23 protein-coding genes and 1 tRNA gene are annotated in these 25,436 nt (G+C 70.3%); 12 read left to right on the top strand and 12 right to left on the bottom strand.

Annotated features, from left to right (window positions below; genetic code table 11):
- Positions 1-261 precede the first annotated feature (261 nt).
- The 5 genes from ACSHV8_RS42795 to ACSHV8_RS42775 form a co-directional block, all read right to left on the bottom strand.
- The gene (locus tag ACSHV8_RS42795; protein ID WP_436525657.1) at positions 262-1,242 is read right to left on the bottom strand and encodes a serine/threonine-protein kinase; all 981 of its coding nucleotides are present in this window, start codon (positions 1,240-1,242) and stop codon (positions 262-264) included.
- A 31-nt stretch (positions 1,243-1,273) separates the two neighbouring features.
- Positions 1,274-4,873: an adenylate/guanylate cyclase domain-containing protein gene (locus tag ACSHV8_RS42790; RefSeq protein ID WP_436525655.1), complete on the bottom strand. Its 3,600-nt coding sequence runs from the start codon at positions 4,871-4,873 to the stop codon at positions 1,274-1,276.
- The gene (locus ACSHV8_RS42785) at positions 4,870-5,688 is read right to left on the bottom strand and encodes an MBL fold metallo-hydrolase (protein ID WP_436525653.1); all 819 of its coding nucleotides are present in this window, start codon (positions 5,686-5,688) and stop codon (positions 4,870-4,872) included. Before ACSHV8_RS42785 ends, ACSHV8_RS42790 begins: the two co-directional genes overlap by 4 nt.
- 95 nt (positions 5,689-5,783) lie before the next feature.
- Positions 5,784-6,269: a RidA family protein gene (locus ACSHV8_RS42780; RefSeq protein ID WP_436525651.1), complete on the bottom strand. Its 486-nt coding sequence runs from the start codon at positions 6,267-6,269 to the stop codon at positions 5,784-5,786.
- Positions 6,266-6,421: a DUF4177 domain-containing protein gene (locus ACSHV8_RS42775; protein ID WP_203683121.1), complete on the bottom strand. Its 156-nt coding sequence runs from the start codon at positions 6,419-6,421 to the stop codon at positions 6,266-6,268. Before ACSHV8_RS42775 ends, ACSHV8_RS42780 begins: the two co-directional genes overlap by 4 nt.
- A gap of 115 nt (positions 6,422-6,536) precedes the next feature.
- Here ACSHV8_RS42775 and ACSHV8_RS42770 point away from each other — a divergent pair, with 115 nt between their 5' ends.
- The 3 genes from ACSHV8_RS42770 (at position 6,537) to ACSHV8_RS42760 (ending at position 9,522) form a co-directional block, all read left to right on the top strand.
- The gene (locus tag ACSHV8_RS42770) at positions 6,537-7,322 is read left to right on the top strand and encodes an Rv0361 family membrane protein (protein ID WP_436525649.1); all 786 of its coding nucleotides are present in this window, start codon (positions 6,537-6,539) and stop codon (positions 7,320-7,322) included.
- Between the two features lie 33 nt (positions 7,323-7,355).
- A complete protein-coding gene (locus ACSHV8_RS42765; RefSeq protein WP_436525647.1) occupies positions 7,356-8,309 on the top strand; it encodes an ArsA-related P-loop ATPase in 954 nt (317 codons plus the stop codon).
- 85 nt (positions 8,310-8,394) lie between these two features.
- Positions 8,395-9,522: an ArsA family ATPase gene (locus ACSHV8_RS42760; RefSeq protein WP_436537191.1), complete on the top strand. Its 1,128-nt coding sequence runs from the start codon at positions 8,395-8,397 to the stop codon at positions 9,520-9,522.
- On the opposite strand, the gene ACSHV8_RS42755 is transcribed toward ACSHV8_RS42760, so the two are convergent.
- Positions 9,523-9,825 (bottom strand): WhiB family transcriptional regulator, encoded by a 303-nt coding sequence (locus ACSHV8_RS42755; RefSeq protein ID WP_014695048.1) that lies wholly within the window; start codon positions 9,823-9,825, stop codon positions 9,523-9,525.
- Positions 9,826-10,158: 333 nt separating this feature from the next.
- Here ACSHV8_RS42755 and ACSHV8_RS42750 point away from each other — a divergent pair, with 333 nt between their 5' ends.
- Positions 10,159-12,549, top strand: a complete 2,391-nt coding sequence (locus tag ACSHV8_RS42750; protein ID WP_436537189.1) for a transglycosylase domain-containing protein — start codon at positions 10,159-10,161, stop codon at positions 12,547-12,549.
- 72 nt (positions 12,550-12,621) lie between these two features.
- Here the strand turns inward: ACSHV8_RS42750 and ACSHV8_RS42745 are convergent, their stop codons facing one another.
- The gene (locus ACSHV8_RS42745) at positions 12,622-13,074 is read right to left on the bottom strand and encodes a GatB/YqeY domain-containing protein (RefSeq protein ID WP_436525645.1); all 453 of its coding nucleotides are present in this window, start codon (positions 13,072-13,074) and stop codon (positions 12,622-12,624) included.
- 25 nt (positions 13,075-13,099) lie between these two features.
- Between ACSHV8_RS42745 and ACSHV8_RS42740 the strand changes: the two genes are divergently transcribed.
- Complete coding sequence (locus tag ACSHV8_RS42740) at positions 13,100-13,993, top strand: metallophosphoesterase (RefSeq protein ID WP_436525643.1); 894 nt, start codon at positions 13,100-13,102, stop codon at positions 13,991-13,993.
- Between the two features lie 118 nt (positions 13,994-14,111).
- A tRNA-Pro gene (locus ACSHV8_RS42735) sits at positions 14,112-14,188 on the top strand.
- 167 nt (positions 14,189-14,355) lie between these two features.
- Here the strand turns inward: ACSHV8_RS42735 and ACSHV8_RS42730 are convergent.
- Positions 14,356-14,652, bottom strand: coding sequence for a hypothetical protein (locus ACSHV8_RS42730; RefSeq protein ID WP_436525641.1), 297 nt, complete (start codon positions 14,650-14,652; stop codon positions 14,356-14,358).
- A 151-nt stretch (positions 14,653-14,803) separates the two neighbouring features.
- On the opposite strand from ACSHV8_RS42730, the gene pyrE reads away from it, so the two are divergent.
- Complete coding sequence (gene pyrE, locus ACSHV8_RS42725; RefSeq protein ID WP_436525639.1) at positions 14,804-15,334, top strand: orotate phosphoribosyltransferase; 531 nt, start codon at positions 14,804-14,806, stop codon at positions 15,332-15,334.
- A 384-nt stretch (positions 15,335-15,718) separates the two neighbouring features.
- Here pyrE and ACSHV8_RS42720 read toward each other — a convergent pair whose 3' ends face one another.
- From ACSHV8_RS42720 to ACSHV8_RS42710, 3 genes are all read right to left on the bottom strand, one after another.
- A complete protein-coding gene (locus tag ACSHV8_RS42720; protein WP_436525637.1) occupies positions 15,719-16,279 on the bottom strand; it encodes a hypothetical protein in 561 nt (186 codons plus the stop codon).
- Between the two features lie 92 nt (positions 16,280-16,371).
- A complete protein-coding gene (locus ACSHV8_RS42715) occupies positions 16,372-17,427 on the bottom strand; it encodes an aspartate-semialdehyde dehydrogenase (protein ID WP_436525635.1) in 1,056 nt (351 codons plus the stop codon).
- Positions 17,428-17,435: 8 nt separating this feature from the next.
- Complete coding sequence (locus tag ACSHV8_RS42710; RefSeq protein WP_436525633.1) at positions 17,436-18,701, bottom strand: aspartate kinase; 1,266 nt, start codon at positions 18,699-18,701, stop codon at positions 17,436-17,438.
- A 158-nt stretch (positions 18,702-18,859) separates the two neighbouring features.
- Between ACSHV8_RS42710 and ACSHV8_RS42705 the strand changes: the two genes are divergently transcribed.
- From ACSHV8_RS42705 to ACSHV8_RS42685, 5 genes are all read left to right on the top strand, one after another.
- A complete protein-coding gene (locus ACSHV8_RS42705) occupies positions 18,860-19,657 on the top strand; it encodes a hypothetical protein (protein ID WP_436525631.1) in 798 nt (265 codons plus the stop codon).
- Between the two features lie 185 nt (positions 19,658-19,842).
- A complete protein-coding gene (gene leuA, locus ACSHV8_RS42700) occupies positions 19,843-21,567 on the top strand; it encodes a 2-isopropylmalate synthase (RefSeq protein ID WP_436525629.1) in 1,725 nt (574 codons plus the stop codon).
- Between the two features lie 102 nt (positions 21,568-21,669).
- The gene (locus ACSHV8_RS42695; protein WP_436525627.1) at positions 21,670-22,341 is read left to right on the top strand and encodes an HNH endonuclease family protein; all 672 of its coding nucleotides are present in this window, start codon (positions 21,670-21,672) and stop codon (positions 22,339-22,341) included.
- Positions 22,341-22,703: a hypothetical protein gene (locus ACSHV8_RS42690; protein ID WP_436525625.1), complete on the top strand. Its 363-nt coding sequence runs from the start codon at positions 22,341-22,343 to the stop codon at positions 22,701-22,703. The genes ACSHV8_RS42695 and ACSHV8_RS42690 overlap by 1 nt, the downstream gene beginning before the upstream one ends.
- Before the next feature lie 24 nt (positions 22,704-22,727).
- Positions 22,728-24,296, top strand: coding sequence for a beta-N-acetylhexosaminidase (locus tag ACSHV8_RS42685; protein WP_436525623.1), 1,569 nt, complete (start codon positions 22,728-22,730; stop codon positions 24,294-24,296).
- A 94-nt stretch (positions 24,297-24,390) separates the two neighbouring features.
- Here ACSHV8_RS42685 and ACSHV8_RS42680 read toward each other — a convergent pair whose 3' ends face one another.
- Positions 24,391-25,428, bottom strand: coding sequence for an ABC transporter ATP-binding protein (locus ACSHV8_RS42680; protein WP_436525621.1), 1,038 nt, complete (start codon positions 25,426-25,428; stop codon positions 24,391-24,393).
- Between the last annotated feature and the right edge of the window lie 8 nt (positions 25,429-25,436).

Below are 25,436 nucleotides of genomic sequence, written 5' to 3'. Positions count from 1 at the left end.
CACCAGCCGGCGGGCGGGAGCGCGGCTGGGGCTTGGGTAGGCCGCAGCGTCGCGTGGGCCGGCGGGCGGGACGGTGGTGGGTGGGGGCGTTGTGGGTGGGTTTGTGGTTTGAGCGCGACCAACCGACTACGTCGCCCTGGAGGGCTTTGCGTTCTGGGCCGCCCGCGGCCCTTGCGAAGCCCGGAAGGGTCCCCGCGGGAGCGACGGTCTGTACCCCGGCGGACCGAGGCAATGAAGAATTTGATCTTCAGGGGTTGGGTTTTACCAGCTGAACCACTTGGCGAAGAAGCCCTTGCGGTCGGTGTTGACGGTCGGCGTCTCGTCGAGCGTCGGCGTCGACGGCGGAACCGGGCGAGGCCGCGGCGCCGACGTGTAGGTCGAGGCCGAGCGGTACACGGTCGGCGGCGGCCCGTTCGGGTCCAGGTGCAGGTTGTTCAGCTCCTGCAACAGGTCCTGCGCGGACGGCCGGCCGCGCGGGTCGTTGTGCATGCCGCGGCGCAGGATGTCGGTGAGGGTGCGGGGCACGCCGGGCAGGTCCGGGATGGGGCGCAGGAACAGGTCCATCAGGGTGATCAGACTCGGACTGCGGTCGGTTTCCCAGCGCGGCGGCCGGCCGCTCATCACCGCGTAGAGGGTGGCGCACAGCGAGTACACGTCGGCGGCGCCGGACGGCTGCTCGTGGCGGAACATCTCGGGTGGCGCGTAGGCCGGGGTGAGCACCTCGAGGGTGACCGAGGAGTCCCGCATCTCGCCGAGCACGGCCAGACCGAAATCGGCCAGCACGGCCTGGTTGAACTGCGAGTAGAGGATGTTGGCGGGCTTCACGTCGCGGTGCAGCACGCCGTTGGCGTGGGTGTGCACGAGCGCGTCGGCGATCTTCACGCCGACGTCGCGGGCCTCGGCCGGGGTCAGCGGCTTGACCCGCATGCGGTCCAGGTACGACCCGTCGCAAAGTTCCATGATCAGGTACGGATGCTGGTCGACGGTCACCCCGACGTCGAACAGGTCGACCACGTGCGGGTGCGAGGACATGCGCCCGGCGGCCCGCGCCTCTCGCAGGAAGCGGGCCTGGTCCCGAGCGTTGTCCAGGGTCCGGTTTTCCATCTTGATGGCGACTTCTCGCCCGACGGAATCCTGGGTCGCCCGGTACACGGTCGCGTAGCCTCCACGGGCCATGACCGACAAGCCGGACATGCCCGGGACATATGGCACGGGCAGGGCGCCAGGCGGTGTCTCCGTCACGGCTTAGAAAATACGCCAGAGCGCGCGGAGATCATCCGGGCACGTCAGACGCGTAGGCGACAGTTTCCGCCGGAGCGGGTTCGACGCCGGTCAACGCCAGGGTGTCGCGGAGCTCCTGAGCGGCGAGACGCTCGCTGGCCTGCTCGGTCGAATGGGCCAGCCGGACCGCCTCGTCGGCCGCGACGCGAGCCTCCACGCACCGGTCCGCGGCGGCCAGCACCCGGGCCCGGACCATGGACGCCACCACCCCGCTGCGCACATCCTCGGCCGGGACCTCGCGGGCCCGTTCGATCCAGGTCAGGGCCTCGGCGACCCGGCCTTCGGCGAGCAGCGCGGACGAGTACGACGCGAGCGCGTGCCGCCGCGAGAACAGCAGCGACGGCGCCGACGTGTCGCTGGCGATCGGCGCCAACAGCCCGATCGCGGTGGCCGCGTCCCCGGCCCGGGTCCGCGCCTCGGCCAGCAGCACCCGGGGCCCGACCTGGGCCGGCGCGAGCGCATTGTGCGGCTCGACCGCGGTCATCACCCGGCGGGCGGCCGATTCGGCGGTGGCCAGGTCGCCGAGCTGCAGCGCGACGAAGCCGTGCAGCGTGCCGGCCATGCCGAGCAGCAGCGGGTGGCCGGTGCGGTCGGCGAACCAGAGCGCGTCACCGAGCAGGTCGGCGGCGTGATCGAACTCACCTAATCCGCGGGCGATCGCACCGCGCACGACCATCGCCAGCCCGCAGCCCCAGTCGTCCGAAACCTCCTGGAATTCCCGGTAGGCGCGGCGGGCCTGGCTGTCGGCCGCGCCCAGATCGCCCAGCTCAGCGGCCGCATACGCCTCGACGACCCGCAGCGTGCCGACCGCCCAGCCCTCGCCGACCCGGTCGCCGAAGGGCAGGAAGATCCGGGCCAGCCGGCGTGCCTCCTGCAGCCGGCCGGCCAGCAGCCGGGCGAACGCCGTGGTGCCGCGCAGCCAGGACCGGCCGACCGGGTCGCCGAGCTCGGCGAAGAGCCGCGCGGCCCGGCCCAGCACCGCGTCGGTGCCGGCGAAGTCGCCCCGGGTGGTGGTCACCCAGGCCAGGTTCTGCAGGGCCCAGGCCTGGCCGTGCCGGTCACCGGCGGCCAGGGTCACCTGGTAGGCGGCGGCGAACCGGCTGCTGGCCTGGCTCAGCCGCCCGTTCAGGAAGTCGGCCATGCCGAGCCGGCGCATCGCGTTGGCGCGCTCCGGCAGCAGCTGCGCCTCGGTGGCCACCTCCAGCGCCTCCTGCCAGGCGGCGACGGCCTGACCGCTGTCGCCCAGCGCCTCGTGGGCCCGGCCGACCACGATCATCGCCTCGGCCCGGCAGACCGGGTCCTCGGCGGCGCTCTTGGTGATCTTCTCGCCGGAGGCCAGCGCCTCCTCGGCCCGGCCCAGGCGCAGCAGCGCGCGGGCCAGCACCAGTTGGTCCGGCAGGGGCAGGTCGCCGCCGGCCAGCACGGTGGCGCGCTCCGCGTACTCGATCGCGGCGGCCGGCTCGATGTTGGCCAGCGCCCGCCGAGCCATCCGGCCCAGCGCGGCCACGGCCAGGGCGGCCACCTCGCGGACGGTCGCGTCCGGCCGCAGGCGCACCGCGTCGGCCAGCTCGATCGCGGCCTCGGCGTGGGTGGCCACGAACGCGTCGCGCTCGTTGTCGGTCAGGTTCAGCCGGGTCGCCCCGTCGGCGTGCCGGCCGACCGTCTCCGGTGCGGCCCAGGTCGCCAGGTAGCCGTGGCGCTCGGCCAGGTCGGCCTTGCCGATACCCGCGTACGCCCCCTCGCGCATCAGTGGGGTGGTGAACTGGAACCCGCCCCGGCTGCGGTGGATCATGCGGCGCTGCAGCAGCTCGTCGATCGCCGGCTCAAGTTCCTCGCCGGGCGCGCGGCGCTCGTGCAGCGCCTCCAGCACGCCGGTGGGCACGGTCGTGCCGGCCACCGACGCGTCGCGCAGCACCGCCCGCGGCTCGGCCGGCAACGCGTCGATGCGGGCCGCGAGCACCGCCGCGAGGTCGCGGGAGAGCAGCTGGCTGCCGAGCGAACCGGCCGCGAGCTGCCACTTGCCGGCCGCGTTGGCCCCGATCGCCGGGGTCAGCGCGCCGCGCTCCATCAGCAGCGTGACCATCTCGGCCAGGTAGAACGGGTTGCCCTGGGCGGTGGCGAGCATCCGGTCGGTGTCCGGCTGCGGGAGCTTGCCGCCGCTGAGATACGACGTGAGCAGCCGGGACGCGTCGGCCCCGCGCAACGGCGGCAGGTTGTGCACCTCGGCGTCGGCCACCCGGGTCAGCGCGCCCGTACGGACCAGCTCCGGCCGCCCGAGCAGCAGCACCACGACCGGGCCCTCCAGCAGCGACAACGTGCTGCCGAGAGCGTCGACGGTGGTGGCCGTGGCATCGTGCAGGTCGTCCACGATCACCATCAGCGGGGTCGTGGTGGCCATCGCGTTCAGCAGGTCGGCGACCGCGACCGAGATGGCCTCGGCGTCGACCCGCTTGGCGCTGCGCGGCCAGTCGGCCGGCGCGGCCGGGCCGCCCGGGTTGACCGGGGCCTCGCCGTAGCCGAGCAGGACCAGCAGCCGGTCGATGTCCAGGGGCACGCCGAGCCGCTGGGCGACCTTGCGCAGCCGCTCCTCGACGACCGTGCGGCCGACCGAGGTGACCACGTCCTTGGGCAGGCCGGCGGCCTTACGGACCAGGTCGGCCAGGGGGGCGTAGCGGCGGCGCTCGCCGAACGCGCGGCAGCGCACGCGCAGAACCCGGGCACCGTGACCGGCATAGGGTCCGGTGCCGACCTCGTAGCCCGCGGCCAGCCGTTTCACCTCGCCGGCGAAGCGGGACTTGCCGATGCCGGCCTCGGCGGTCATCACCAGCACTCGCGGCGTGCCCGAGTCGATCGCCTCGGCCAGCCGCCCGGAGAGCCGGCCCAGCTCGGTCTCGCGGCCCACGAACGGCGCCTCGTCGCCCAGGCCGGAGCGGGTGCCCGGGGCGTCGTGCAGACCGAGCAGCTCATAGGTCGGCACCGGCTCACGCTTGCCCTTGAGCCGCAGCGGCCGCAACTGCCGCCAGGAGGCCACGTGCCGGGTGCCGTTGCTGGTGCGCTCGCCGGCGTAGACGGCGCCGACCGCGGCGGCGTCGGCCAGCCGGGCGGCAGTGTTCACGGTGTCGCCGATGACCGTGTATTCGATGCCGGCCTGCATGCCGGCGACCACCTCGCCGGTGTTCAGGCCGACGCGCAGGCCCAGCGGGGCGCCGCCGCCGCGCTCGTCGTCGAGCACCCGGCGGACCGCGCGCTGCATGCTCAGCGCGGCGCGGACCGCGCGCTCGGCGTCGTCCTCGTGCGCCACCGGGGCACCGAAGACCGCCATGATGCCGTCACCAGTCAGCTTGTCCACGTGGCCGCCGAACGTCTTCACCGCGCCGGCCAGCGCGGCCAGGACGCGGTCGGTGACCGCGCCGACGCGTTCCGGGTCGAGATCCTCGGACCAGGAGGTGAAGTCGGAGAGGTCGCCGAAGAGCACGGTGACGATCCGCCGCTCGGCGGCGGGCAGCGTGGCGGCAGCGGGCAGCGCCGAACCGCAGTGGTGGCAGAAGCGCGCACCGGGCACAGCGACGGTGCCACACACGGGGCAGGTCACAGCCGATCCAAACCGTCGGCCCCGGCCGCTGATTCCCGATTCAGGTGCTCGATCTGCGCGGCCGCCGACCACTCGGCGGCGAACCGCACGCGCGGGTCGATGTCCGGGTAGACCACGTCGACCACCGCCTCGGGCGTCCGCGCGCCGGCGGCCATCGCGGCCCGGACCTGCGCGAGGCGTTCGATCCGATGGTTCAGATACTCCGTGGCCAGGGCGGCCGTGTCGGCTCGGACCGGGCCATGGCCCGGCAACATCAGGACATTTTCGTACGCCCTGAGCCGCTCGAGACTCGACAGATAGGAACTCAGGTCGCCGTCCGGCGCGGCCACCACCGTGGTGCCGCGGCCCAGGATCGTGTCGCCGGTGAACATCACGCGCTCGCCCTCACACTCGACGAGGAAACACACCGAATCAAGGGTGTGCCCCGGAGTGTCCAGGACCTGTATTTCCAGACCGTTCCCACCGAGGCTCTCGTCCGGGTCCAACGGCTCACCGTGCCGGCAGTGCGCCGGGTCGGCGGCCAGGATCGCGACGCCGCCGAGCAGCTCGGACAGCCGCTCGGCACCCTCGACATGATCATGGTGACCGTGCGTGATCAAGATGAACTGATAGGGGCCCTGCTCCGCGATCCGGCTCAGGTGCCCCTCGTCGAGCGGACCGGGATCGACCACGGTGGCGTACTCCGCCCCGGGCGCCCGCAGGATCCACGTGTTCGTGCCGTCCAACGTCATCGGGCCCGGGTTGGGAGCGCGCAGCAGCGACACCCAACCCGGCAGCCGGTCGACCTCAGCCAACGCGGGCTCAGCACCCCCCATGCCGAGAATCGTACGTCGCGATCCCGGAGTGAGCCGAGACACGATGTCCGTTCCGGTCACCTTCGGTGAGCAAAACCGGCCGAACCCGCACAAGATCACGCCACTTCGGCGATGACCTCGACTTCCACCGGCGCGCCCAGCGGCAACTCGGCCACGCCGACCGCGCTGCGGGCGTGCCGCCCCTGCTCACCCAGCACCTCGCCGAACAGGTTGGAGGCACCGTTGATCACGGCCGGCTGACCGGTGAAGCCCGGCGCCGAAGCGACGAACCCGGTCACCTTGACGATCTTCACGAGCCGGCCCAGGCCGACCAGCGACTCGATCGCCGCCAACGCGTTCAGCGCGCAGATCTTGGCCAGCTCGGCGGCCTCCTCGGCGCTCACCTCGTCGCCGACCTTGCCGGTCTGCGACAGTTTGCCGTCGACCATCGGCAGCTGGCCGGAGACGTAGACGTAGTTGCCGGACTGGACGGCCGGCACGTAGGACGCCAGCGGCGGCACCACGGTGGGCAGGGTCAGACCGAGCTCGGCCAGCTTCGCGTACGCGTCGACGCCGCCCTCACCGGCGACCGGCGTCGTCATGACTTGGCTCGCTTCATGTAGGCGATCAAATTGTCCGGGTTCGGACCCGGCACGACCTGGACCAGCTCCCAGCCGTCCTCGCCCCAGTTGTCGAGGATCTGCTTGGTCGCGTGTACCAGCAGGGGCACGGTCACGTACTCCCACTTCTGCATGCTCGGACACTCCTTAGTCGGGTACCGGCACAGCTTAGGGCCCGGCGGTCGGGCCGGTTGGTTAGGCTGAGCGAGAATATGCACGGAAAGCACGTAAGTGAACGCGGAGGGTGACGTGACGCAGCCCGGACATCCGGAACCGCCTCTCCCCGAGCCCGAGCCACCGACGCCGATCCCGCCACCCGATCCGCTCCCGCTCCCCGAGCCGCCGCACTACGCGCGGCACTCGCTGCCCGACGCGACGATGGAGCACCCGGCGGTCGAGGCGTGGCATCAGCCGCCCCCGCAGGGCCCGTGGCACGCTCAGCACGAGAAGCCGGGCGAGTGGCAGTACGCCCCGCCCGAGCACCTGGCCTGGGAACACTCCCCGCCGGCAGAGATCCAGCCACCCGAGCCGGAACCGATCTGGGTGGGCCTGGGCGGCGGATCACACACGTCCGGGGCGGACGGCCGTACGCCGTCGCGGCGCTCCTCGATCTTCGTCTCGGCCGCGCTGGTGGCCACGTTCGCGCTCTGCGGCGGCGGGGCCGTCTCGGCCTACCTGCTGTTCCGGGACTCCGACGACACCGGCTCACCCGACCCGGCGACCGCGGTCAATCGCTTCCTCACCGCGGTCTACACCCAGCAGGACGCCGGCGCCGCCCAGGACCTGGTCTGCCGTAAGGCCCGGGACACGACCAAGCTCAACGACCGGGTGCAGCAGATCCGCGACTACGCCGACGGCTACGAGGGCGCGACGTTCCGCTGGGACGACCCGTCGGTGACGAACGGCGCCAACGGCGAGGCCGAGGTCGGCGTACGTGTCGTCATGTCGACCGAGGACGAGAAGACCGCCGCCCAGGAGCTGGAGTTCACCGTCGTGCGCAAGACCGGATGGCTGGTCTGCGAAGTCTCCGGCTGAGACTGATTTCCCGAACGCCGTAACGTGGACGACATGGGCGAGCATCACGGTAACTGGCCGGAACGACTGCACATCGTGACCGGCAAGGGCGGCACCGGGAAGACCAGTGTCGCCGCCGCGCTGGCCCTGGGCCTGGCCGCCGGGGGCCGCCGCACGCTGCTGGCCGAGGTCGAGGGCCGTCAGGGCATCGCCCAGCTCTTCGGGCTCGACCCGCTGCCCTACGCCGAGCGCCGGATCACCACCACCCCGGGCGGCGGCGAGGTCCGCGCCCTGCCGGTGGACCCCGAGGAGGCCCTCCTCGAATACCTGGACATGTTCTACAAGCTCGGCGCGGCCGGCCGGGTGCTGCGCAAGGTCGGCGCCATCGACTTCGCCACCACCATCGCCCCCGGCCTGCGCGACGTGCTGCTCACCGGCAAGGTCAAGGAGGCCACCACCCGGTCGTCGGACGGCCGCCGGGTGTACGACGCGGTGGTCCTGGACGCCCCGCCCACCGGCCGGATCGGCCGCTTCCTGAACGTCACCGCCGAGACCGCCCGGCTGGCCAAGATGGGCCCGATCAAGACCCAGAGCGACGGCGTCTCCTCGCTGCTGCGCTCGCCGATCACCGCGGTGCACGTGGTCACCCTGCTGGAGGAGATGCCGGTGCAGGAGACGCTGGACGCGGTCGACGAGCTCAGCGGCCTGGGCATCCGGGTCGGGCGGATCATCCTGAACGGTGCCCGGCCACCTCTGCTGGCGGGCGGCCGGGCGACCAAGGCGGAGATCAAGCGGGGCCTGGTCGCGGCCGGTCTGCCGGCCGCCCCGGCCACCGTCAACCGGCTGGCCGTCGAGGCCCAGGCCCACCTGACCCGGCGGGAGTTGGAGGAGTCGCTCCGGGTCGAGCTGGCCGAGCGGGGCCGGCCCATGGTCGAGCTGCCGCAACTCCCCGACGGGGTGGATCGCGCCGGGTTGGATGTCCTCGCCGAACGCCTCTTATCGGTTTGACTTCGGTTATCCCCTGCGGGGCAGCTCAGTGCGTTTGATCACGCCGCGTCCGATCAAGACGCCTTACTCTGGAGTAGTGGTTGAGGTGACCGCTCCGCGGCTCGACGTCGACGGCCTGCTCGCCGATCCGGGCATCCGGATCGTGGTGTGCTGCGGGTCGGGCGGGGTCGGCAAGACCACCACGGCCGCCGCGCTCGGGCTGCGGGCAGCCGAGGTGCACGGGCGCCGCACGGTGGTGCTGACGATCGACCCGGCCCGCCGGCTGGCCCAGTCGATGGGCCTGACCGAGCTCGACAACACCCCACGCCAGGTCAAGGGCATCGACGCGACGGGGTCCGGCGGTGAGCTGCACGCCATGATGCTGGACATGAAGCGCACCTTCGACGAGGTGGTGGAGCAGCACACCAAGCCGGAGCGCGCCGCCGAGATCTTCGCGAACCCGTTCTACCAGGCCATGAGCTCGACCTTCGCCGGCACGCAGGAGTACATGGCGATGGAGAAGCTGGGCCAGCTGCGTGCCGGCGACGAGTGGGATCTGATCATCGTCGACACCCCGCCGTCCCGTTCCGCGCTCGACTTCCTGGACGCGCCGGCCCGGCTGTCCCGGTTCCTCGACGGCCGGATGCTGCGGATGCTGCTGGCCCCCGCACGCGGCGGGCGCAGCATGTTCAGCCTGGTCACGGCGTCGTTCGGGCTGTTCTCCCGGGCGGTGCAGAAGATCCTGGGCGCGCAGCTGCTGACCGACCTGTCGGGCTTCGTGGCCGCCCTGGACTCGATGTTCGGCGGCTTCCGGCAGCGGGCCGACCAGACGTACCGGATCCTGCAGGACCCGCAGACCGCGTTCCTGCTGGTCGCGGCGCCGGAGCGGGACGCCATCCGGGAGGCCGCCTACTTCGCCGAGCGGCTGGTCGCCGAGCGGATGCCGCTCAGCGGCCTGGTGCTGAACCGGATGCATCAGGCCGAGGAGGCCGGGCTGGACGCGGCCGACAGCGAAGCCGCGGCGCAACGTCTGGACGAGGCCGGCGATCAGCCGGTCACCGCCGACGTGCTGCGCATCCACGCCGGGCTGCTGCGTCAGGCCGAGCGGGAGATCCGCGTCGCGGCCGGTTTCACCGAGGCGTTCCCGCAGGTGCCGACGACCTCGGTCGCAGCACAGCCCGCCGACGTCCATGACGTCGACGGGCTGCGAACGATCGGCGCTTTGCTCGCCTGATCAGCGGGTGGAGACCAGCACCTTGTCGGCGCCTTTCTCCTTCAGAGCGGCCTCGAACATCTTCCGCCAGCTCGCCACGTGCGGGTGGCGGCGCAGCAGAGCGCGCCGTTCCCGTTCTGTCATGCCTCCCCAGACGCCGAACTCGATCCGGTTGTCCAGGGCGTCGGCGAGGCATTCGTAGCGCACCGGGCAGCTGCGGCAGATCCTCTTCGCCACGTTCTGCTCGGCGCCCTGCACGAACAGTGCGTCAGGGTCGCCACTCTGACACGCCGCCATGCTGGGCCAGTCGCTGATCATCCCCATTGGTAAACGTCCCCCCTTGCTTTCACCCCCGAACGTCCAGCGCGGCAGCCCATGTCCCCCAATGCCGCGCAGACGTCATGCGAGATGTCTCGCCGGACCATCATGCTCTGTAGTTGGGTGATTACGCAACGTTGTCCCTCAAATACGTATAGCCCGGTAGTTCCGGGCAAAGCGGTCCAGGCGCAAGGACCGAACGGGGGTATCTTTGGTGCAGATAGGGGAAATCGCCCCGGCGATCCGGGTGACACGTCACACTCATAACGGGCGAAGGCCACCTGCTCGACGGGCGGTCGCGTGCGGTCTTCGCGTATCCTGCCTCGGGTGACCTCCTGGATGCGCAGACGCGATCACAACATCTTCACGAACGCGACGTCGCTGCTCGTATGTGGCCTGCTGGCCGGTGTGGTGGTGGCCGCGGCCGCCTTCCCTGCCGCGGCGATGTCCGGCCTCGCGGCGAAGGCGGGCGGGTCGGGGTTCGCGAGTCTGCCCAGTGAGCTCAAGGACTTCAGCTCCCCGCAGATCACCCGCGTATATGCCTCGGACGGCCGGACCCTGCTGTCGCAGTTCTACGACGAGTTCCGCAGCGATGTCCCGCTCAAGGACATCTCCAAGAACATGCAGAACGCGATCGTCGCCGCCGAGGACCGGAAGTTCTACGAGCACAACGGTGTCGACCTCAAGGGTGTCGCCCGTGCGTTCGTGAGCAACAACCAGGGCGGCGCTCAGCAGGGCGCCTCGACGCTCACGATGCAGTACGTCCGAATGTCCCTGGCGTATTCGGCCACCAACCCGCAGGAGGTGGTCGACGCGACGAAGGACACCCCGAAGCGCAAAATCACCGAGATGAAGTACGCGTTGCAGATCGAGAAGCAGCTCTCCAAGGAGCAGATCCTCGAGCGCTACCTCAACATCGCGCCCTTCGGGAACCAGGCCTACGGCATCTACGCCGCCAGCCAGGTCTACTTCAACAAGAAGCCCAAGGACCTCGACGTCGCCGAGGCCGCCATGCTGGCCGGCATGGTCAAGGCCCCGACCAGCTTCAACCCGACCGTGAAGTCGGGTCACGATCAGATCCAGGCCCGCCGCGACAACTACATCATCCCTGGAATGCAGGCGATGGGCGCGATCACGCAGGCCGACGCCGACAAGGCGAAGAAGGAGAAGATCCCGACCAAGGTCAAGCCGGTCGGCAACGGCTGTGTCTCGGTCGCCAAGAACAGCTGGGGCTTCTTCTGCGACTACTTCTACCGCTGGTGGATGGACCAGGAGGCGTTCGGCGCCACGACGTACGACCGTGAGCGTCGCCTCAAGTCCGGCGGCTACAAGGTCGTCACGACGATGGACCTGAAGGGTCAGGCCTCGGCCCGCGCCGAGATCGCCGACCAGCAGGCCGACTCCAGCAAGAACGCGCTGCTGCTGGCCGGCGTCGAGCCGGGCACCGGCAAGGTCCGCATCCTCGCGACCAACCGTAAGTACGCGCTGGACGACCCGGATCACCCGACGAACAAGATCTCGCCGGACCCGAAGAAGGCGGCCAAGAAGATCCGCGGCTCGTTCCCGAAGACGACGAACCCGCTGATCACCGGTGGTGGCGACATCAGCGGTTACCAGGCCGGCTCGGTGTTCAAGATGTTCACCATGGTGGCCGCGCTGGAGAAGGGCATCCCGCTCAGCTATCCGATCAACGCGCCGGCGGTGTTCCACTCGAAGTACAAGGCCGGCTACGGGACCCCCTCGTCCTGCCCCGGCTCGGACGACTGGTGCCCGCGCAACGCGAGCGCCAAGGAGGCCGGCGTCTTCAACATGTGGACCGGCTTCGGCAAGTCGGTGAACACGTTCTTCGTGCCGCTGGAGCAGAAGGTCGGCGCGGACAGCGTGGTCGCCGTGGCCAAGCGGTTCGGCATCCAGTTCCGTACGCAGGTGGACATCGACAACGCCAAGGCCGCGTCGACCTGGGGTGCCTTCACCCTCGGCGTCATGAACTCCACCCCGCTGGAGATGGCCAACGCCTACGCGACGCTGGCCGGTGACGGCAAGTACTGCGAGCCGACCCCGGTCGAGCAGATCACCACCAGCGACAACGAGAAGATCGACGTCGGCAAGCCGCACTGCATCCAGGCCACCACCAAGGACGTCGCCCGTGCGGCCCTGGACGCGGCCCGCTGCCCGGTGGGCGACTCGGCCCAGCTCGGCAGCTGCGGCGGCAACAGCACGGCCGGCAACACTCACGGGATCGTCGACCACCCGGTCTTCGGCAAGACCGGCACCACCGACAACAGCAAGACCGCGTCGCTGATCGTCGGCACCACGTCGCTGGTCGTCGCCGGTTACATGGCCGTGCCGGACTGGCAGGACCACTCGGACCAGATGTCGCACCCGGTCATCAACACGACGGTGCAGCACACGCTTGCCGACTACATGAAGGGCAAGCCGAGCGTCCAGTTCAAGAAGCCGGACAACGAGAAGATCTCGATCGGCGACCTGCGCAGCGTTCCGGACGTGACCTGTGACTCCATGGGCTCGGCCAAGGACAAGATCAGCGGCGCCGGCTTCGACCCGGTGACCGGTCCCACGGTCGACTCGGACTGCCCGGCCGGCACCGCCGCGGGTACTTCCGAGGACCGCACGATCAAGGGTGGTGCGGTCACCATCGAGGTCAGCAACGGCAAGAAGAACCAGCAGAACCCGCCGGCCGGTACCCCGACGAAACCGGGTAGACGGTAGGTAGGACCACATGAAGCGGGCGGGAGACCTCGGTCTCCCGCCCGCTTCGTCGTACCCCTCAAATCTTTGATCTCAGCCCAGCTGACGCCGCACCTCGGCCGCGACCCGGCCGCCCTCCGCGCGCCCCGCCACGGCGGCCTGAGCCGCCTTCATGGCCGGTCCCATCTGGGCCTTGCCGGTGAAGCCGCCGGCCGACAGGGCCTGACCGACGATCTCGGCGATCTCCGCGTCGGTGAGCTGCTTGGGCAGGTAGCGGTCGAGGATCTCGCCCTCGGCGGTCTCCTTCGCGGCCTGCTCGGCCCGACCCGCTCCGGCGAACGCGGACGCCGCGTCCCGCCGCTTCTTCGCCTCCTTGGTCAGCACCGCCAGAACCTCGTCGTCGGAGAAGTCCCGCACCTCGTCGCCGGTGGTCTCGGCGGTGCGCACCGCGGACAGGGCCAGGCGGAGCGTGGACGTGGTCAGATCGTCCCGGGACTTCATCGCGGCGTGCAGGTCATCGTTCAGGCGGTCTTTCAGCGTTCCCATGGACGGAGAAACTACCCTTGCCGTCATGCGTAAGCGCTCCCTTATTTCCGCAGCCGCCGCGCTGGCCGCCGTCGGCGGTGCGACGTTCGCCTATGCCTCCCTGATCGAGCGGAACATGTTCACGCTCCGGCGCTTCGACGTCCCGGTGCTCGAACCGGACGCGGAACCGCTGCGCATCCTGCACCTGTCCGATCTGCACATGATGCCGGACCAGCGGCGCAAGCAGGAATGGGTCGCCGGGCTGATCGGCACCGACCCGGACCTGGTCGTGGTCACCGGCGACAACATGTCGTCGCCGTACGCGGTGCCCGGTGTCCTGCGCGCGCTCGAACCCCTGCTCGACGTGCCGGGCGCGTTCGTCTTCGGCAGCAACGACTACACCGGCCCGGTCCTCAAGAACCCGCTGCAGTACCTGCTGCCCGACTGGGAGTACGTGCACGGCGCCGAACTCCCCTACGACGACCTGCGGGCCGCGTTCACCGACGCCGGCTGGGCCGATCTGAACAACGCCCGTACCGTCATCAAGGCCGGAGGCCGCTCGATCGAACTGGTCGGAGTGGACGATCCGCACATCGAGCGCGACGACTACCCGTCGGTCGCCGGGCCGATCAGCGCCGGCGTCGACCTGCACCTCGGTGTCACCCACACGCCGGCCTCCCGGGTGCTCGACCCGATGGCCGCGGACGGCTTCGAGCTGCTGCTGGCCGGGCACACGCACGGCGGGCAGGTGTGCGTGCCGGGCTACGGCGCCCTGACGACCAACTGCGACCTGCCGACCCGGATGGCCAAGGGGCTGCACCGGTGGCCCGGCTCGGACGCCTGGCTGCACGTGTCGGCCGGGATGGGGACGCACCCGACAGCGCCGATCCGGTTCGCGTGCCGGCCGGAGGCGTCGGTGCTGACTCTGATCCCCCGATGACCCGGCCGCCGGCCATCGGCGGGACCGCCCGAAAGCGGCCCTGACCTGCTAATACGCTGCGAGGGGGTACCGGATTTCGGGCCTGCGCCCGGGTCCGCTAGTATTCTTTCTGCAGCAACGGGGTGTGGCGCAGTTTGGTAGCGCGCTACGTTCGGGACGTAGAGGCCGTGGGTTCAAATCCCGCCACCCCGACCAAAAAGTTGCACCAGTAAGGGCCGGCCTCCGGAAACGGAGAACCGGCCCTGAACTGTTTTTCGGGCTAACTCCGAGCCCCACCCGAGCAGTTGATCAGGAAGGGCCCGTTAACGGGCCTGAGCCGCCGCTGGGGCCCCGGAACGATCTCGGGATACCTCCCCGACCGCTCAGACCGCGAACTGCGGACGCACCGGAATACCGGCCACCGCCGGGCCGACCGGCCGGGGCGCCATCTGCTGCGGCACGCAGTAGGGCCCGAGCATGGTCTCCACCACCGGCGCGATCGTCGGCCGCTCGCCGAGCTGCATCAACCGCGTGGCCCGGGCCAGCGAACCGGTCTCACCGTCCCGGAAACCCTCCCGATAGCCGCGCTCATAACGCTCGCCCCGCCCGAAGGCCCGGCCGAGCGCGAAGCACGACGATCCGGCGAAGGCGAGCAGGAAGAGGATGGCGAAGGGCGTCACAGCAATGTTCCTTCCGGGCACAAGCCGCTAATTAGGCGAAAACTACCCCAAACAGACATAGAATGCCGTATTGCGGAGATCAAGTACGCCAACGGGTGACGACCGGGGTGGTCGCGCGTCGCCGCAGCACCGCCTGACAAGCTGGGACCTTGTGACTGACTCCATCGACCTCGCCCGCCAGGTCCGCACCGTTAGCCGCCTGACCGGCGAATTCACGCTGCGGTCCGGCCGCGTCGCCAACGAATACTTCGACAAGTACCAGTTCGAGGCCGACCCCGTACTCCTCGACAAACTCGCCGAACGGCTCGCCGTGTTGATCCCGGAAGGCACCGAGGTGCTGGCCGGCCTGGAAATGGGCGGCATCGCGGTGGTCACCGCCCTCGCCCGGCACGCCCAGCTGCCCACCGCGTTCGTCCGCAAGGAAGCCAAGAAGTACGGCACCGCCCGCCTCGCCGAGGGCGCCGAAGTCGCCGGCCGCCGCGTGCTGGTCGTCGAAGACGTCGTCACCTCCGGCGGCCAGGTCGTCATCTCCACCGGTGAGCTGCGCAAACTCGGCGCGCACGTCGACCACGCGCTCTGCGTGATCGACCGCCAGGAGGGCGGCGCCCAGGCCCTGGCCGACGACGGCATCACCCTCCGCGCCCTGCTGACCAGGGCAGATCTGGACGCCGCGGCTTCCTGACGCCCGATTTTGATGTGGCGCGCACCCGGTGCGTCACATCAACTTCAAATTCTTCATTTCCTACGTCCGCCGTGGTCCAGATCGTCGCTCCCGCGGGGACCCTTCCGGGCCTCGCAGGGCGCTGGCGCGCCCAGAACGCGAGACCCTCCAGGGCGACGTGGTCGGGTGGTTGCGGTCAGAGCAACAAACCCGTCCACGACCGAAGTGGATCACCCCCGCGCAAAGCACCTGCCCGCCCACGGCTCCCGCCCCCACCCGCGATCCCCGCGTCGGCCCGACGCCACGCCGCCGCAACTCCGGCCCCAGCCGCGACTCCCGCCCGCTCGGCTGGCGCTGAGGGCTGTCCCGAGGGCTCGGATACAGCCCTCAGCGCCAGCCGAGTGATCAGGAGAGCGCCGAGCGGAGGACGTGGGTGGCCCGGGCCAGGGTCTGGCGGAGCAGGGTGAGCTCGGACGGGGACCAGATCGGGTGGTACTCGTCGACGCCGAACAGGTACGGCGAGTGGTGGGCCATCAGCTTGTCGTAGCAACGGTCGTGGCGACGGCTCCGCTGCGGGAACGGGCGGCCGGTCGAGTACGCGACATCGATCGCCAGGTTCCACAAATTCAGAACGCTCTCGACCGGGACGGCGAGGCGCTCACCTCGTACCCAGATCTGGGCCGGACCCAGGTCGACCGGAACCGGGTCGAAGTCGTCGTCCCGCTTGCCCGAGGCCAGGGTCAGGGTCGGGAACGCCGCCTGGCACTCGGCGCCCGTGGCGAAGATCACCGGCCGGCCGCCGAGGGTGGCCACACAGTCCTCACCGGTCACGTCCTGCCCCCACCACAGCCACCGTTCGACCCCGTCGAAGCGGACCCCGGCCGGCATGCCGAACACCGGCCCGGCGTCGAACCGCGGACCGGCGAACCGGGAGAGGGACAAACCGCCGAGTGGGGCGAGAGACACGCTGACTCCGGGAAGAGGGGGCACGCCGCTGGCGCACGGTCACAAAGAGGGACGCGCCGGCAGATGGCGACGCGGGCCGGGGGCGGTTGAGGTCACTTGGCGAGTTCGGCGGCCAGGAGCTCGGCGGTCTGAACCGTGTTCAGGGCGGCGCCCTTGCGCATGTTGTCGCCGGTGACGAAGAAATCCAGGGCGCGCGGGTCGTCCATGGCGCGGCGGATCCGGCCGACCCAGGACGGGTCGGTGCCGACGGCGTCGATCGGCATCGGGAACTCGCCGGCTTCCGGGTCGTCGACCAGGATCACGCCGGGCGCGTTGCGCAGCACCTGACGGGCGCCGTCGGCGGCCACCTCGGCGGCGAAGACCGCGTGGACGGCGACCGAGTGGCCGGTCACCACCGGCACGCGGACGCACGTGGCCGAGACCTTGAGCGCGGCCAGGCCGAGGATCTTGCGGGTCTCGTTGCGGAGTTTGAGCTCCTCGGACGACCAGCCCAGCGCGGCTATCTGACCGGCCCAGGGCACCACGTTGAGCGCGAGCGGGGCCGGGAACGGGCCGAGGTCGTCGCCGACCGCCTGCCGTACGTTGCCCGGGCGCGAGCCCAGCAGCCGGTCCCCGGCGACCTTGGTGAGCTGGTCGTGGAGAGTGTCGACGCCGACCTGGCCGACCCCGGAGGCCGACTGGTACGACGCCAGGACGAGTTCGCGCAGTCCGTACTCGAAGTGCAGGGGCGCAACCGCCATGATCATCGCCGCGACCGTGCAGTTGGCGCTGGAGACGATGCCGCGCGGGCGGTGCCCGAGCACGTCGTGGTTGACGTCGGGCACGACCAGCGGCACATCCGGCTCCATGCGGAACACGGCCGAGTTGTCGACCACGGTCGCGCCCCGGGACACCGCGATCGGGGCCCAGTGCGCCGCCACGTCGTCGGGCACGTCGAACATGGCCACGTCCACGCCGTCGAACGCCTCGGCGGTCAACGAGCGCACGGGAAGGGACTCGCCCCGGCACATCAGTGACTTGCCGGTCGAGCGGGTGGACGCGATCAGCCGGATCTCGCCCCAGACGTCACGCCGGGACGAGAGCAGGTCGAGCATGACGGTCCCGACGGAACCGGTGGCTCCGACGACGGCGAGCGTGGGCCGCGCCATCGGCCGGCTTACCGGCCTGTACCGCCGTAGACGACGGCCTCCTCCGAGCCACCGAGCTCGAACTGGTCGTGCACGGCACGAACCGCGGTGTCGAGGTCGGTGTCCCGGCAGACGACCGAGACGCGGATCTCCGAGGTGGAGATCATCTCGATGTTGACGCCGGCCTCGCCGATGCAGGCGAAGAACGAGGCGGCCACGCCCGGGTGCGAGCGCATGCCGGCGCCGATCAGCGAGACCTTGCCGACGTGGTCGTCGAAGAGCAGGCTCTTGAACTTGATCTGGCCCTTGATCTTGTCGAGGGCGGCCATCGCGGTCGACCCGTCAGCCTTGGGCAGGGTGAACGAGATGTCGGTGCGGCCGGTGCCCTCGGTCGACACGTTCTGCACGATCATGTCGATGTTGATCTCGGCCTGCGCGACGGTCTCGAAGATCCGCCCGGCCGCGCCCGGCTCGTCGGGGACACCGACGATCGTGATCTTGGCCTCGCTGCGGTCGTGCGCGACCCCGGTGATCAGTGCTTGCTCCACGTCAGGGTCCTCCATCGAGCCGGTGACGAGCGTGCCTTCTTTGTTCGAGTAGGAAGAGCGTACGTGGATCGGGACCTTGAAGCGCCGCGCGTACTCCACGCATCGCAACATCAGCACCTTCGCCCCGCCGGCGGCCAGCTCAAGCATCTCCTCGTAGGTGATCTTCTTGATGTGCTGGGCGTCCGGGACGATCCGGGGGTCGGCGGTGAAGACCCCGTCCACGTCGGTGTAGATCTCGCAGACGTCGGCGTGCAGCGCCGCGGCGAGCGCGACCGCGGTGGTGTCGGAACCGCCGCGGCCGAGAGTCGTGATGTCCTTGGTGTCCTGCGACACGCCCTGGAAGCCGGCGACGATGGCGATGGCGCCCTCGTCCAGCGCGGTCCGCAGGCGGCCGGGGGTCACGTCGATGATCCGGGCCTTGCCGTGGACCGAGGTGGTCAGCACGCCGGCCTGCGAGCCCGTGTACGACCGAGCTTCGTACCCCAGGTTGTGAATGGCCATGGCCAGCAGGGCCATCGAGATGCGCTCGCCGGAGGTGAGCAGCATGTCGAGCTCGCGGCCGGGCGGGAGCGGGCTGACCTGGTTGGCCAGGTCCATCAGCTCGTCCGTGGTGTCACCCATCGCGGAGACCACCACGACCACGTCGTCACCGGCCTTGCGGGCGGCCACGATGCGCTCGGCCACGCGCTTGATGCGCTCGGCGTTCGCCACCGACGAGCCACCGTATTTCTGCACCACAAGAGCCACGGCCAACCAATCCTTTCAGGGCAATCGCCACCACCCTAGCCGCGTGGGGTCGCGACCTCGACAGACGATCCCAGAATCCGGCCGTTCCGGTACGACACGCCGAGCGTCACAGTACGGCGTGTCGCCTCCGGAGGGCGGTATGAGGCGAGAATGTCTCGGTGCGCCTTCCCTCCGGATCCGGACGCGGCCTGTCCGCGTTGACCGCCGTCGTGCTGGCCCTCGGCCTGTCCGGCTGCGGCGGTGACGACGCGCCCGACGCCGCCCCGGCCACGTCCGCCTCGGCGTCGGCGCCGACCGGGAGCCCGGACGCCCGGGTCCAGCTGGCCGGCCTGGCCGCGCTCGCGCTGGACCGGCATTACGCCGCGCTCTACTCGTTCACCGGCGGCGACGGCGTCCCCCGCAACGTGGTCGCCACGGTCGCGAACGACGGCACCTGGCGGGTCGACATCGCCAGTGGCGCGCTCGGCGGCACCGCCGACGTCTCGATCGTGCGCAACCCGAACGGCGTCTACCAGTGCACCCTGTCGATGACCGCGATCCCGGTCACGCCCGGCTGCGTGCACGTGGCGGCCAAGGGTGACAAGGTGCCGAGCCGCTTCGACCCGCGGGTGCAGCGGCTGTTCCGCCAGTGGCTGCCGGTCTTCACCGACCGGGACTCGGCGCTGGCCGTCTCGGCGGTGCAGCCGCTGGCCGGTGCGCAGGGCGCCTGTTACTCGGTCGACTCGATCACCGCGTCGCTGGACGCGCCGGTCGACGTCGGCGTCTACTGCTACGCCCCGGACGGCCTGCTGACCGCCGCCCGGGTCGGCTTCGGCGTGCTCAAGCTGGTCCGGCAGGTCGCCGCCCCGGCGACCGTGCAGTTCCCCGGGCCCGAGGTCGGCGGCTCGGCGATGGGGATGGGCGGGCCGGAATCGTCGACGGATCCGGCCCTCGCGCCGTCCGCGGCGGCGGGCTGAGAGTGAATCCCACCATCCGGTCGTTCGGATGGCCGCCCAGATGTGGATCACGTAACGTGGGTTGCGACATGTGGCAGGTGAACCTCCTCCTTCTCTGCCGCGACGGGGCCTCATTCCAGGCCGGCACCCCGTCGCGGTGGTGACGCGCGCCGCCTGCTCGTCTTCTTCCTGACTGGAGCAGTCACATGTCCACGTTCGAAAACTCTCAGCGTTCCAGCTCGATGCCCTTCCAGCGCTACGAGTCGTACCAGAAGCAGTTCGCGATCGACCTGCCCGAGCGGCAGTGGCCCGCCCGCGTCGTCGAGACCGCCCCACGCTGGTGCGCGGTCGACCTGCGGGACGGCAATCAGGCGCTGATCGACCCGATGTCCCCGGAACGCAAGCGGCGGATGTTCATGCTGCTGGTGAAGATGGGCTACAAGGAGATCGAGGTCGGTTTCCCGGCGGCCAGCCAGACCGACTTCGACTTCGTACGGCAGCTCATCGAGCAGGATCTGATCCCGGACGACGTCACCATCCAGGTGCTGGTGCAGTGCCGGGAGCACCTGATCGACCGGACCTTCGAGTCGATCCGCGGCGCCAAGCGAGCCATCGTGCACTTCTACAACTCGACCTCGGTGCTGCAGCGCCGGGTGGTCTTCGGCCTGGACCGGGACGGGATCACCGACATCGCCACCACCGGCGCCCGGCTCTGCCAGAAGTACGCGGAGATCCACACCCCGGACACCGAGATCTTCTACGAGTACTCGCCCGAGTCGTACACCGGCACCGAGCTGGAGTACGCGCTGGAGATCTGCTCGGCCGTGATCGACGTGATCGACCCCACCCCGGCCCGGCCGCTGATCATCAACCTGCCGGCCACGGTCGAGATGGCCACCCCGAACGTGTACGCCGACTCGATCGAGTGGATGCACCGTAACCTGCCCCGCCGCGACAGCGTGATCCTGAGCCTGCACCCGCACAACGACCGCGGCACCGCGGTGGCCGCGGCCGAGCTGGGCCTGCTGGCCGGCGCCGACCGGATCGAGGGCTGCCTGTTCGGCAACGGCGAACGCACCGGCAACGTCGACCTGGTCACGCTGGGGCTGAACCTGTTCTCCCAGGGCATCGACCCGCAGGTCGACTTCTCCCAGATCGACGAGATCAAGCGCACGGTGGAGTACTGCAACCAGCTGCCGGTCCACGAGCGGCACCCGTACGCGGGTGACCTGGTCTACACCGCGTTCTCCGGCTCGCACCAGGACGCGATCAAGAAGGGCTTCAGCGCGCTGCAGTCCGACGCGGACGCGGCCGGCACCGACATCGACTCCTTCACCTGGGGCGTCCCCTACCTGCCGATCGACCCGAAGGACGTCGGCCGCACGTACGAGGCGGTCATCCGGGTCAACTCGCAGTCCGGTAAGGGCGGGGTGGCGTACATCATGAAGGAGGAGCACAAGCTCGACATGCCGCGGCGGCTGCAGATCGAGTTCTCCGGCGTGGTGCAGCACCACACCGACGAGGAGGGCGGCGAGGTCTCCCCGCAGCAGATGTGGGACATCTTCGCCGGCGAGTACCTGGTCGAGCACCAGCTGGCCAGCGCGTTCAAGGTGCAGAGCTACAGCACGGCCACGGTGGACGGCAAGGTCGAGATCGACGTCGAGGTGATGCACCGGGGCGTGCGCCGGCCGCTGGTCGGCCTGGGCAACGGCCCGATCGACGCGTTCACGCAGGCCGTCGAGCCGCTGGGGATCAAAGCCCGGGTGCTGGACTACCAGGAGCACGCGCTGACCTCGGGCGGGGACGCCCAGGCGGCGGCGTACGTCGAGGTCGAGGTCGGCGACCGCGCGTTCTGGGGCGTCGGCATCGACGCCAACATCGTCAGCGCGTCGATCAAGGCCGTCACCAGCGCGATCAACCGCGCTCGCTGATGTCACCGGTCTGACTGAAAGCGTCCCACCAGTCACCCGCGCCACCGCTATCCCCCGTGCCGCCGAGAGGCGGTACGGGGGTCACGGCCTTACGCTGAGCGGGTGCCCCCACGTAACGCCGTTCGATGGTTCCTTCCGTTTCTGATCACCGCCTCCCTCACCGCCGGCTGTGAGGTCGTCGACGCCGGCGACTTCGGCGGCACGGCCGCGCCGACCTCCGGGTCCGGCAATGCCGGCAGCACCAGCGCCAAGGACGCCGAGGCGCTGCTCGGCAAGCTGACCGTGGTCGCCAAGACCGGGACGATGTCCGGTTACAGCCGCGAGAAGTTCCCGCACTGGAAGAGCACCGGCAAGAACTGCGACGTCCGCGACTCCGTGCTGGAGCGCGACGGCACCAAGGTGAAGAAGTCCGGGTGCAATGTGGTCGCCGGGACCTGGAAGAGCATCTACGACGACAAGACCCTGACCGCTCCCGGCCAGGTCGACATCGACCACATGGTGCCGCTGGCCAACGCCTGGCGGTCCGGCGCCAACAAGTGGACCACCGACCAGCGCGAGGGCTTCGCCAACGACCTGGACCGCCCGCAGCTGGTCGCGGTCTCGGCCGGCTCGAACCGGTCCAAGGGCGACCAGGATCCGTCGACCTGGAAGCCGCCGGCGCAGGACGAGTGGTGCGCGTACGCCACGGATTGGGTAACGGTGAAAAGCCACTACGAGCTCACCGTGACCCAGAAGGAGAAGGACGCCTTGAAGGAGATGCTGGGGACCTGCTGATGACCGATTCCGCACAGAGCACGCCGGCGCCCGCCACGGAGCCGGAAAAGGCGCCGGCGAAAGAGCCGGAGAAGGCTCCGGAGGCCGCGGCGAAAGAGCCGGCGACGGCCGAGAACCCGGGTAAGAGCACCGACATCGTGCCCGGTCCGGGCGGCGTGATGACCGACGAGGTCGGCGTCGTCACCGGCGACCTGACGCTGCGCACCGAGCTCGCCGGAAAGGACCTCATCCTGCGGGTGCAGTACAAGGACGCCGAGGAGTGGTACACCGTCACCGGTGGTAAGACCACGCTGGCCGATCCGGCCGACCTCGACGCCGTGCACGCGATCGCGGTCGGCCTGCTCAACCGCCCGGAAGGTTGATCGATACCCCTAGGCTGCCTGGGGGTGCGAATCCGGACAGTTTCCCGGCTGGTCGTCGCGGGCGTTCTGCTGCTGACCGTGACGACCGGCTCGGCGGGCCATCGGCCTCCGCCGGCCCTGACGCTGGGTAGTGTCATCCCGGCGCCGGCCGAGGTCACGCCGTCGAAATCGGAGCCGTTCCGGCTCACCGCGGACACCGTGATCACCGCTTCCGGCGCCGCCGGGCCCGTCGCCGATCAGCTGGCCGCCGCGTTGCGCCCGGCCACCGGCTTCCCCCTGTCGGTCCGGCCGGAGGGCAAGAGCACCATCGACCTGCGGATCAACACCGTGGCCGACCCGTGGATGGGTGACCAGGGCTATCGGCTGGAGATCGGGACCACGGCCGTGGCGCTTCGCGCCAACGACCCCGCCGGCCTTTTCGCGGGCACGCAGACCTTGCGACAACTGCTTCCCTCGGCCATAGAAGCGATTACGGTACGTGATGAAGACTGGACCATCCCGGCCGGCGTGATCCGGGACCGGCCGCGGTTCGCCTACCGCGGAGCGATGCTCGACCTGGCCCGGCACTTCCACCCGCCGGCCGACGTGAAGCGCTACATCGACGAGCTGGCCCGCCTGAAGATCAACTACCTGCACCTGCACCTCGCCGACGACCAGGGCTGGCGGATCGAGATCGACGGCTGGCCCCGGCTGACCACGGTCGGCGGCGGACCGGGGACCGGCGTGCGCGGGATCGGCGGCGGTTTCCTGACCCAGGCCGACTACCGGGACCTGGTCGACTACGCGGCCCGCCGGTTCGTCACGATCGTCCCCGAGATCGACATGCCCGGGCACGTGAACGCCGCCCAGGTGGCCTATCCGGAGCTGACCTGCGATGGGGTGGCGCCACGGCCGCGCATCGACATCCGGGTCGGGTACAGCTCGCTCTGCGTCGGTAAGGAGATCACCTACCGGTTCGTCGAGGACGTGGTCCGGCAGCTCGCGGCGCTGACCCCCGGGCCGTACCTGCATCTCGGCGGTGACGAGGCGATGTCCACCCCGCACGCCGACTACGTGGCCTTCGAGCAGCGGGTGCTGCCGCTGGTGGCCAGGTACGGGAAGACGGCCGGCGGCTGGGAGGACATCGCGGCGGCGCCGGCCGCGACCGAGGCGGTCCTGCAGTACTGGGCGGTCACCCGGGATCGGCCCGCGGTCGCCGCGGCCGCCCGGGCCGGGGCGCGGGTGATCATGTCGCCGGCCGACCGCACCTACCTGGACATGCAGTACGACCTGCTGACCCCCGGCGGGCTGCACTGGGCCGGGACCATCGACGTGCCCACCTCGTACGACTGGGACCCGGCGACCTGGGCCCACGGCGTCCCGCCGGAGGCGGTGCTGGGGGTGGAGGCGCCGCTCTGGTCGGAGACGCTGCGCGACTACGGCGACGTGGAGTTCAACGCGTTCCCGCGGATGGCCGCGATCGCCGAACTGGCCTGGTCACCGTGGTCGACGCACGACTGGGTCTCGTTCCGGGACCGGCTCGGCCTCTACGGGCAGCGGTGGATCTGGCGGGACGTGCACTTCTACCGGGCGCCCGAGATCAGCTGGTCCTGACGCGCGGGCGGAACGACCGAGCCGCCTCGCCGACGATGCGGGAGGCGGCTCAGGCCGTACCAAATAATCGTTTTCAGACTTTGATCTTTGATCGTCAGGCCGGAGCCGCGGCCGGTGTGCGGCCCTCGACCGCCTCGTCGTCGACGACCGGGAAGTGGCAGGCGGTCAGGTGCGACTCCGGGTCGTCCAGCCGGGTGACCAGCGGCGGTTCCTCGGTCGCGCAGATGTCCTGCGCCTTCCAGCAGCGCGTGCGGAAACGGCAACCGGAGGGCGGGTTGATCGGGCTCGGCACGTCGCCGGTGAGCAGCACCCGGTTGCGCTGGGCCCGGTCCCGCCGGACCGGGTCGGGCACCGGGACGGCCGACATCAGCGCGACCGTGTACGGGTGCCGCGGGTTCTTGTAGAGGTCGTCGCGGTGCGCGATCTCCATGACCTTGCCCAGGTACATCACGGCGACGCGGTCGGAGATGTGCCTGACCACCGACAGGTCGTGCGCGATGAAGACGTAGGTCAGGTCGAACTCGCTCTGCAGGTCCTCCAGCAGGTTGACCACCTGCGCCTGGATCGACACGTCGAGCGCGGAGACCGGCTCGTCGGCGATGATCAGTTTCGGCCGCAGGGCGAGGGCCCGGGCGATGCCGATGCGCTGGCGCTGACCGCCGGAGAACTCGTGCGGGTACCGGTTGTAGTGCTCCGGGTTGAGGCCGACCAGCTCCAGCAGCTCCTGCACGGCCTTCTTCAGGCCCTGCGGGGTCGGGATGTTCTGGATCTGCAGCGGCGCCGAGATGATCGTGCCGATCGTGTGCCGCGGGTTCAGCGACGAATACGGGTCCTGGAAGATCATCTGGACGTCGCGGCGCAGCGGCCGCATCTGGGTCACGGACTTGTGGCTGATGTCCTGACCCTCGAAGACGATCTTCCCGGCGGTCGGCTCCAGGATCCGGGTGAAGAGCCGCCCGGCCGTCGACTTACCGCAGCCGGACTCGCCGACCAGACCCAGCGTCTCGCCGGAATGAACGGCCAGGTCGATGCCGTCCACCGCGCGGACCGCGCCGACCTGGCGCTTCAACAACCCCTTCGTGATCGGGAAGTGCTTCTGCAGCCCGGTCACCTCGAGCAGGTTCTCGCTCATCGTTCTCT

Origin of the sequence: Actinoplanes sp. HUAS TT8, assembly GCF_051380535.1 — a bacterium.
In the GTDB taxonomy this organism is placed as follows: Bacteria; Actinomycetota; Actinomycetes; order Mycobacteriales; family Micromonosporaceae; genus Actinoplanes.
Note: the sequence above shows the minus strand (reverse complement) of the source record. Positions and strands in the feature narration are given on the sequence as shown.

What these genes read in the sequence shown, in the direction of transcription:
- ACSHV8_RS42785 (WP_436525653.1), bottom strand. Translation starts at nt 5,688, where the DNA reads ATGGGGGGTGCTGAGCCCGCGTTGGCTGAGGTCGACCGGCTGCCGGGT.
- ACSHV8_RS42780 (WP_436525651.1), bottom strand. Translation starts at nt 6,269, where the DNA reads ATGACGACGCCGGTCGCCGGTGAGGGCGGCGTCGACGCGTACGCGAAG.
- ACSHV8_RS42775 (WP_203683121.1), bottom strand. Translation starts at nt 6,421, where the DNA reads ATGCAGAAGTGGGAGTACGTGACCGTGCCCCTGCTGGTACACGCGACC.
- ACSHV8_RS42765 (WP_436525647.1), top strand. Translation starts at nt 7,356, where the DNA reads ATGGGCGAGCATCACGGTAACTGGCCGGAACGACTGCACATCGTGACC.
- ACSHV8_RS42755 (WP_014695048.1), bottom strand. Translation starts at nt 9,825, where the DNA reads ATGGGGATGATCAGCGACTGGCCCAGCATGGCGGCGTGTCAGAGTGGC.
- ACSHV8_RS42750 (WP_436537189.1), top strand. Translation starts at nt 10,159, where the DNA reads ATGCGCAGACGCGATCACAACATCTTCACGAACGCGACGTCGCTGCTC.
- ACSHV8_RS42745 (WP_436525645.1), bottom strand. Translation starts at nt 13,074, where the DNA reads ATGGGAACGCTGAAAGACCGCCTGAACGATGACCTGCACGCCGCGATG.
- ACSHV8_RS42740 (WP_436525643.1), top strand. Translation starts at nt 13,100, where the DNA reads ATGCGTAAGCGCTCCCTTATTTCCGCAGCCGCCGCGCTGGCCGCCGTC.
- ACSHV8_RS42715 (WP_436525635.1), bottom strand. Translation starts at nt 17,427, where the DNA reads ATGGCGCGGCCCACGCTCGCCGTCGTCGGAGCCACCGGTTCCGTCGGG.
- leuA (WP_436525629.1), top strand. Translation starts at nt 19,843, where the DNA reads ATGTCCACGTTCGAAAACTCTCAGCGTTCCAGCTCGATGCCCTTCCAG.
- ACSHV8_RS42690 (WP_436525625.1), top strand. Translation starts at nt 22,341, where the DNA reads ATGACCGATTCCGCACAGAGCACGCCGGCGCCCGCCACGGAGCCGGAA.
- ACSHV8_RS42680 (WP_436525621.1), bottom strand. Translation starts at nt 25,428, where the DNA reads ATGAGCGAGAACCTGCTCGAGGTGACCGGGCTGCAGAAGCACTTCCCG.